This is a genomic window from Comamonas sp. (assembly GCF_036666375.1).
Classification (GTDB): domain Bacteria; phylum Pseudomonadota; class Gammaproteobacteria; order Burkholderiales; family Burkholderiaceae_C; genus Comamonas.
This window is the reverse complement of the sequence record NZ_JAVWWA010000160.1, coordinates 1-7,516: the sequence shown is the minus strand read 5'-3', so window position 1 is coordinate 7,516 and position 7,516 is coordinate 1. Positions and strand designations below refer to the sequence as shown.

Annotated in this window: 9 protein-coding genes; 5 read left to right on the top strand and 4 right to left on the bottom strand. The window is 62.3% G+C overall.

Going from position 1 to position 7,516, the window contains the following annotated elements; translation table 11 throughout:
* Nucleotide 1: 1 nt before the first annotated feature.
* The 3 genes from dnaJ to grpE all read right to left on the bottom strand — a co-directional run bounded on the left by dnaJ (nt 2) and on the right by grpE (nt 3,824).
* Nucleotides 2-1,138, bottom strand: coding sequence for a molecular chaperone DnaJ (dnaJ, locus tag RR928_RS23410; protein ID WP_332537274.1), 1,137 nt, complete (start codon nt 1,136-1,138; stop codon nt 2-4).
* 91 nt (nt 1,139-1,229) lie between these two features.
* Complete coding sequence (gene dnaK, locus RR928_RS23405) at nt 1,230-3,182, bottom strand: molecular chaperone DnaK (protein WP_332537276.1); 1,953 nt, start codon at nt 3,180-3,182, stop codon at nt 1,230-1,232.
* 87 nt (nt 3,183-3,269) lie between these two features.
* Complete coding sequence (grpE, locus tag RR928_RS23400; RefSeq protein WP_332549790.1) at nt 3,270-3,824, bottom strand: nucleotide exchange factor GrpE; 555 nt, start codon at nt 3,822-3,824, stop codon at nt 3,270-3,272.
* 235 nt (nt 3,825-4,059) lie between these two features.
* Here grpE and rpsF point away from each other — a divergent pair, with 235 nt between their 5' ends.
* The 5 genes from rpsF (at nt 4,060) to dnaB (ending at nt 7,094) form a co-directional block, all read left to right on the top strand.
* The gene (rpsF, locus tag RR928_RS23395) at nt 4,060-4,422 is read left to right on the top strand and encodes a 30S ribosomal protein S6 (protein WP_159914409.1); all 363 of its coding nucleotides are present in this window, start codon (nt 4,060-4,062) and stop codon (nt 4,420-4,422) included.
* Between the two features lie 27 nt (nt 4,423-4,449).
* Entirely contained in the window at nt 4,450-4,740 is a 291-nt protein-coding gene (priB, locus tag RR928_RS23390) for a primosomal replication protein N (protein ID WP_332537278.1), read from the top strand.
* A gap of 18 nt (nt 4,741-4,758) precedes the next feature.
* Nucleotides 4,759-5,040 carry a 30S ribosomal protein S18 gene (gene rpsR, locus RR928_RS23385; protein WP_012207026.1) on the top strand — a complete coding sequence of 94 codons (282 nt, stop codon included), beginning with the start codon at nt 4,759-4,761 and terminating at the stop codon, nt 5,038-5,040.
* Nucleotides 5,041-5,052: 12 nt separating this feature from the next.
* Nucleotides 5,053-5,505, top strand: a complete 453-nt coding sequence (rplI, locus tag RR928_RS23380) for a 50S ribosomal protein L9 (RefSeq protein WP_332537279.1) — start codon at nt 5,053-5,055, stop codon at nt 5,503-5,505.
* A gap of 173 nt (nt 5,506-5,678) precedes the next feature.
* On the top strand, nt 5,679-7,094 hold the full coding sequence (gene dnaB / locus RR928_RS23375; protein ID WP_332684451.1) for a replicative DNA helicase: 1,416 nt from the start codon (nt 5,679-5,681) through the stop codon (nt 7,092-7,094).
* A gap of 93 nt (nt 7,095-7,187) precedes the next feature.
* Here the strand turns inward: dnaB and RR928_RS23370 are convergent.
* On the bottom strand, nt 7,188-7,516 hold a 329-nt coding region (locus tag RR928_RS23370; RefSeq protein ID WP_332684449.1), incomplete at its 5' end, for a hypothetical protein.

The following is a 7,516-nucleotide window of genomic DNA, read 5'->3' as shown; positions in this document are numbered from 1 at the left end:
TTCAGCTGAAGAACTTCTTGAGCTTGTCGGTCCAGCTTTCGCCGCTGGGCGAATGCCGGCCGCCACCCTTTTGCAGCGATTCCTCGAGCTCGCGCAGCAGCTTGCGCTGGTACTCGGTGAGCTTGACCGGGGTCTCGACCACGATGTGGCAGTACAGATCGCCAGGGTAGCTCGCGCGAATGCCCTTGATGCCCTTGCCGCGCAGGCGGAACTGCTTGCCGGCCTGGGTGCCTTCGGGAATGTCGATCGCGGCCTTGCCGGCCAGCGTGGGCACTTCGATCTCGCCGCCCAGGGCGGCCGTGATGAAGCTCACCGGCACCTGGCAATGCAGGTCGTCACCTTCGCGCTCGAAAATGTCGTGCTTGCGGATGCGGATCTCGATGTAGAGGTCGCCCGGAGGGCCGCCATTGGTGCCTGGCTCGCCGTTGCCCGTGGAACGGATGCGCATGCCATCGTCAATGCCCGCGGGAATCTTGACTTCGAGCGTCTTCTGGTGCTTGACCTTGCCCTGGCCGTTGCAGGTGGTGCAGGGCTCGGGAATGATCTTGCCCGTGCCGCGGCAGTGGGGGCAGGTCTGCTGCACGCTGAAGAAGCCCTGGCGCATCTGCACCGAACCCTGGCCCGCACAGGTGGTGCAGGTCTTGGCGCTGGTGCCGGGCTTGGCGCCCGAGCCGTGGCAGGTGTCGCAGCTGTCCCACGAAGGGATACGGATCTGCGCGTCCTTGCCCTTGGCCGCTTCCTCGAGCGTGATCTCCATCGCGTAGCTGAGGTCGTTGCCGCGGTAGACCTGGCGTCCGCCGCCGCGCCCGCCGCGTCCCTGGCCCTGGCTGAACATATCGCCGAAGATGTCGCCGAAAGCTTCGGCGAAGCCGCCATAGCCTTCGCCGCCGCCCATGCCGCGGTTCGGGTCCACGCCGGCGTGGCCGTACTGGTCATAGGCCGCGCGCTTCTGGGCGTCCGAGAGCATCTCGTAGGCCTCCTTGGCCTCCTTGAAATTCTCTTCGGCCTTGACGGCCGTGTCGCCCTGGTTGCGGTCGGGGTGATGCTTCATCGCAAGCTTGCGATAAGCCTTCTTGATTTCCTCGTCCGAGGCGTTCTTGGCAACGCCGAGGACTTCGTAATAGTCGCGTTTGGACATGTTGTTTCGTGGAGCCGGTTGGAACAGGAACGCCGCGCCGCCCCGAAAACGGGACGACGCGGCGGCGGTCAGTCACTGAAGACCTGGCGCGTCAGTCCTTCTTGACTTCCTTGACTTCAGCGTCGACGACGTTGTCGTCATGGGGTGCCGAAGCACCCTGGGCCGCGCCTGCTGCGCCGGCCGCACCGGCCGCAGCCGCTGCCTCGGCACCGCCCGCGGCCTGCGCGTCGGCGTACATCTTCTCTCCGAGCTTCTGGCTCACGGTCATCAGGGCCGTGGTCTTGGCATCGATCGCGTCCTTGTCCTCGGCCTTGAGCGCTTCCTCGACTTCCTTGACGGCCGCCTCGATCGACGCCTTTTCGGCGGCATCGAGCTTGTCGCCGTGCTCGGCCAGGCTCTTGGTCACACTGTGCACCGCGGCTTCGCCCTGGTTCTTGGACTGCACGAGTTCCAGCTTCTTCTTGTCATCGGCCGCGTTGAGTTCCGCGTCCTTGACCATTTGCTGGATCTCTTCTTCCGACAGACCCGAGTTCGCCTTGATGGTGATCTTGTTTTCCTTGCCCGACGCCTTGTCCTTGGCGGACACGTTCAGGATACCGTTGGCGTCGATGTCGAAGGTCACTTCGATCTGCGGCACGCCGCGGCTGGCTGGCGGGATGCCTTCGAGGTTGAACTCGCCGAGCATCTTGTTGCCCGAAGCGATTTCGCGCTCGCCCTGGAACACCTTGATCGTCACCGCGGGCTGGTTGTCGTCAGCCGTGGAGAACGTCTGCGCGAACTTGGTCGGGATGGTCGTGTTCTTGGTGATCATCTTGGTCATCACGCCGCCCAGGGTCTCGATGCCCAGCGACAGCGGAGTCACGTCCAGCAGCAGCACGTCCTTGCGGTCGCCCGACAGCACCTGGCCCTGCACGGCAGCGCCGACGGCCACGGCTTCATCGGGGTTCACGTCCTTGCGGGGTTCCTTGCCGAAGAATTCCTTGACCTTTTCCTGCACCTTGGGCATGCGGGTCATGCCGCCGACCAGGATCACGTCATGGATGTCGGACACCGAGATGCCGGCGTCCTTGATGGCCATGCGGCAAGGCGCAATCGTGCGCTCGATCAGTTCGTCGACCAGGCTTTCGAGCTTGGCGCGCGTCAGCTTGATGTTCAGGTGCTTGGGACCCGAAGCGTCGGCGGTGACGTAAGGCAGGTTGATGTCGGTCTGGGCCGAGTTCGACAGTTCGATCTTGGCCTTTTCGGCAGCTTCCTTCAGGCGTTGCAGCGCGAGCACGTCCTTCGACAGATCAACGCCTTGTTCCTTCTTGAACTCGCTGATGATGTAGTCGATGATGCGCTGGTCGAAGTCTTCGCCGCCCAGGAAGGTGTCGCCGTTGGTCGACAGCACTTCGAACTGCTTTTCGCCGTCCACGTCGGCGATTTCGATGATCGAGACGTCGAACGTGCCGCCGCCCAGGTCATACACGGCGATCTTGCGATCGGCCTTGTCCTGCTTGTCGAGGCCGAAGGCCAGGGCTGCAGCGGTAGGTTCGTTGATGATGCGCTTGACGTCGAGACCGGCGATGCGGCCTGCATCCTTGGTGGCCTGGCGCTGGGCGTCGTTGAAGTAGGCCGGCACCGTGATCACGGCTTCGGTCACGGGCTCGCCCAGGAAGTCCTCGGCGGTCTTCTTCATCTTGCGCAGCACTTCGGCGCTGATCTGTGGAGGTGCCATCTTCTGGCCGCGCACTTCGATCCAGGCGTCGCCGTTGTCAGCCTTGGTGATCGTGTAGGGCATCAGATCGATGTCCTTTTGCACTTCCTTCTCGGCAAACTTGCGGCCGATCAGGCGCTTGGAAGCGTAGATCGTGTTGCGTGGGTTGGTCACGGCCTGGCGCTTGGCCGATGCGCCGACGAGAATCTCGCCGTCTTCCTGATAGGCAATGATCGACGGCGTGGTGCGCGCACCTTCGCTGTTCTCGATCACGCGGATGGTGTTGCCTTCCATCACAGCCACGCAGCTGTTGGTGGTGCCCAGATCGATACCGATGATTTTTCCCATGTTCTTCTCCGAAATATTAAATATATGAATGGCTGATAGCTTGTGGCGCGCGGGCCTGCTTCAAGCCGCCCGGCCGAAATTTTTCAGCTAGTTGGGGGCCGTGACGGTCACGAGTGCGGGGCGCAGGATGCGGTCGGCAATCGAATAACCCTTTTGCAGCACGGCGACCACGGTGTTGGCGGCCTGATCGGCGGGCACGACGCTGATCGCCTGGTGCAGGTGGGGATCGAACTTGTCGCCGGCCGCGGGATCGATGGGCTGGACCTTGTTGCGCTCCAGCGCCGAAATCAGCTGGCGGCGCGTGGCGTCGGCGCCTTCGCGCAACTGCTCGGACGTGGCCGACTGGATGGCCAGCGCGGCGTCGAGGCTGTCGCAGACGGGCAACAGGCTCTCGGCAAAGCTTTCAATGCCGAACTTGCGCGCCTTGGACACTTCGTCCTCGGCGCGGCGGCGTGCATTTTCCGCTTCGGCCTTGGCGCGCAGGAACTGGTCGGCCAGTTCGGCGCTCTTGGTCTTGATCTCCGCGAGCTCGGCCTGCAGGCGGGCGATTTCGTCCGCGCTGTGGGCAGCCATTGCGGCTTCCACTTCTTCAGGCGAGGCATCTGCCGGGGCAGGGTGGGCTGTAGGATTCTGTTCAGACATGGATTAAGGCTTCAAGAATAAGAGGAATTAAACAACTGCTGCGCAGATGGGGCGCCTTCCGGCGGATTTCAAGACCGGCTGCAGCAGCGCATCCGTGGAGTGGTAAACCGCCATCTGGCAAGGACATCTCAAGGCGGGAGTGTACAAGCGTAACCAAGCGACGCTATAATTGCCTGCTTTGCCTTGCCACACCGCTACAGACGCAGCGGGGGGCCCAACCCAAAAGGGAGTTTACATGCGTCATTACGAAATCATTTTGTTGATCCACCCGGATCAAAGCGAACAAGTTCCAGCCATGCTGGAGCGCTACAAGGGCATGATTACCGCCGGCGGCGGTAAGGTGCACCGCGAAGAAGATTGGGGCCGTCGTCAGCTGGCTTACATGATCAACAAGCTCGCTAAGGCCCACTACCTGTGCCTGAACATCGAAGCTGATCAAGCCGTGATGGCTGAACTGGAACACGCGTTCAAGTTCAACGACGCCGTGCTGCGTCACCTGACCGTGCAAAAGAAGAAGGCTGACACTGCACCTTCTTCGATGATGAAGACTGTCGAGCGCGAAGAAGCCCGCAAGGCTAACCAGGCCGAACAGGCCTAAAGCTCAGCGTCTCATCACGCCCACGGAGTGGAAAACCACGTTGTCCTGACTGCCTGTATCGCCGAGGTCGAACCCCTGCGCTACACGCCCGCCGGACTGCCAGCGCTGGATCTGCGAATCGAACACGAGTCGCAGCAGCAAGAGGCAGGTACCCAGCGGAAAGTCACGGCAGCTGTCAAAGCGGTGGCCTTCGGTGCACTGGCAGAGCGTCTGGCTCGTCAGGCCCCGGGCAGCAGCTGGAAGTTTCAAGGCTTCCTCGCTACCCCGCGCAACAGCAAGACAGTGGTGATGCACATCCAGGATATTCAACAAAATTAATTTTCAAGAGGTCCAGCAATGGCCACGTTCAAGAAATTCAACAAAGACAAGCGCCCCAAGCGCAACACCCAGTCGCTGCTGTTCAAGCGCAAGCGCTTCTGCCGCTTCACCGTGGCTGGCGTTGAAGAAATCGACTACAAGGATGTCGACACGCTGCGCGATTTCATCGGCGAAAACGGCAAGATCGTGCCCGCACGTCTGACCGGCACCCGCGCCATTTATCAGCGTCAGCTGAACACCGCCATCAAGCGCGCGCGCTTCCTGGCCCTGGTGCCTTACAGCGACCAGCACAAGATCTAAGGAGCACGAACCATGCAAATCATTCTGCTCGAAAAGGTTGTGAACCTGGGTAACCTCGGCGATATCGTCAAGGTCAAAGACGGCTACGCCCGTAACTTCCTGATCCCTTCCGGCTCCGCACGCCGCGCGACCGAAGCCAACAAGGCCGAGTTCGAAGCCAAGCGCGTTGAACTGGAAAAGGCTGCTGCTGAAAAGCTGGCTGCTGCACAAGCTGAAGGCGAAAAGCTCGCCGGCAGCAATGTCAAGCTGTCGCAAAAGGCTGGCGTTGACGGCCGTCTGTTCGGCTCGGTGACCAACCACGACATCTCGGCTGAGCTGAACAAGCAAGGCTACAAGGTCGTGAAGTCGCAAGTGCGCCTGCCCAACGGTCCCATCAAGACCATTGGCGATACCACCGTCAGCGTGTCCCTGCACACCGACGTGGTCGTCGACGTGACCGTTTCGGTCTACGGCGAAGCCGCCTAATCAGCGCCTCGGCCCTGAACGAAAGCCGCCTTAGGGCGGCTTTTGTGTTTTTGTCCCTCCCCTTTGGTTGCGGCTGCAAGCCATAGCCGCGTCTGACGTGCGTGCAACGCGCGTCAAGGATGACGCCGGCGCCCGCTGCGGCTAGGATGGAGGGCTTGCCCCCAAGGAAATTCATGTCCTCTGTTATGCCTCCCCTCGAGCTCGATGATGCTTTTTCTCCGCCGGATCGCCAGGTCGCGCAACTGCGCGTGCCGCCGCATTCCATGGAGTCCGAATCGAGCGTGCTGGGCGGCCTGCTGCTGGACAACAATGCCTGGGACCGCGTGGGCGACCTGCTGTCGGACGGCGATTTCTATCGCCACGAGCACAAGCTGATCTATGAGGCCATAGGCAAGCTGATCAATGCGAGCAAGCCCGCCGACGTGATCACGGTCTACGAGAACCTGCAGACCATGGGCAAGGCCGAGGAAATCGGCGGCCTGATGTATCTGAACCAGCTGGCCCAGTACGTGCCCAGCGCCACCAATATCCGCCGCTATGCGGAAATCGTGCGCGACCGCGCCATCCTGCGCAAGCTGATCACGGCCAGCGACGATATCGCAACCAATGCCTTCAATCCGCAGGGCAAGACCGTGGAGCGGGTGCTGGACGAAGCCGAGCAGAAGATCTTTGCGATTGGCGAAGAGGGGGCGCGCAACAAGCAGGGTTTCCAGTCGCTGGATACGCTGGTCGTCGACCTGCTGGACCGCGTCCAGGAAATGGCCGACAACCCCATGGACGTGACCGGCGTGCCCACGGGCTTTGCCGACCTGGACCGCATGACTTCGGGCATGCAGGCCGGCGACCTGGTGGTGCTGGCCGCGCGTCCTTCGATGGGCAAGACCGCGCTGGCGGTCAACATCGCCGAGCATGTGGCGCTCAACGAAGGCCTGCCGGTCGCCATCTTCTCGATGGAAATGGGCGCGGCCCAGCTGGCGGTGCGTATCGTCGGCTCGATCGGCCGCGTGAACCAGGGCAATCTGCGCACCGGCAAGCTCAATGACGACGAGTGGCCGCGCCTGACCGAAGCCATCGAGCGGCTGCGCACGGTGTCGCTGCACATCGATGAAAGCCCGGGCCTGACGCCGGGCGAGCTGCGCGCCAACTCGCGCCGTCTGGCGCGCCAATGCGGCAAGCTGGGCCTGATCGTGGTCGATTACCTGCAGCTGATGAGCGGCTCGGGTTCGGCGGCGAGCTCCGACAACCGCGCGACCGAACTGGGCGAAATTTCGCGCGGTCTGAAGATGCTGGCCAAGGAGCTGCAATGCCCGGTGATCGCGCTGTCTCAGCTCAACCGCTCGGTCGAGCAGCGCACCGACAAGCGCCCGATGATGTCCGATCTGCGTGAATCGGGCGCCATCGAGCAGGATGCCGACATCATCATGTTCATCTACCGCGACGACTACTACAACAAGGACTCCAAGGAGCCCAATATCGCCGAAGTCATCATCGGCAAGCAGCGTAACGGACCCACGGGTACCGTGAAGCTGTTCTTCCAGAAGAACCAGACGCGCTTTGAAAATCTGGCAATGGGCGCAGATGATTTCTGACGTGCTTCCCGAGTTGGGGCGCGCCAGTTCATGGACTGCGCAATAAAAAAACGGCCCTGAGGCCGTTTTCTGTTTTTGGGGCGGGCGCGCTGCTCAACCCATGCGCCACAGCGCGATCGCCAGTCCGACCACGGTCACCCCCAGCACGCCGCAGGCCCAGGCCAGGCGCTGGGCGCCGGTGCGCAGCAGGTCGACGGTGCGTATCACCTGGGCGTTCTGCTCCGCGAGTTGCTGGATCAGCTCGGCCGACTGCTGCTGGCCCTGTTCGAGCTGGCGTATGCGGCCTTCGAGCGACTGGATCAGCTGCAGCGCCTGCTCGCCCGAGGAGTGGGGCGTCGAGAGCCTGCTGGACGCCGCAGGCGCGGCGGCTTCTTCGGCCGCGGCGTCCTTCTTGCGCAGCAGGCCCTTGGCGGCCTTGACCA

Coding starts and splice junctions, on each gene's coding strand:
- dnaJ (WP_332537274.1), bottom strand. CDS start 1,138: ATGTCCAAACGCGACTATTACGAAGTCCTCGGCGTTGCCAAGAACGCC.
- dnaK (WP_332537276.1), bottom strand. CDS start 3,182: ATGGGAAAAATCATCGGTATCGATCTGGGCACCACCAACAGCTGCGTG.
- grpE (WP_332549790.1), bottom strand. CDS start 3,824: ATGTCTGAACAGAATCCTACAGCCCACCCTGCCCCGGCAGATGCCTCG.
- rpsF (WP_159914409.1), top strand. CDS start 4,060: ATGCGTCATTACGAAATCATTTTGTTGATCCACCCGGATCAAAGCGAA.
- rpsR (WP_012207026.1), top strand. CDS start 4,759: ATGGCCACGTTCAAGAAATTCAACAAAGACAAGCGCCCCAAGCGCAAC.
- rplI (WP_332537279.1), top strand. CDS start 5,053: ATGCAAATCATTCTGCTCGAAAAGGTTGTGAACCTGGGTAACCTCGGC.
- dnaB (WP_332684451.1), top strand. CDS start 5,679: ATGTCCTCTGTTATGCCTCCCCTCGAGCTCGATGATGCTTTTTCTCCG.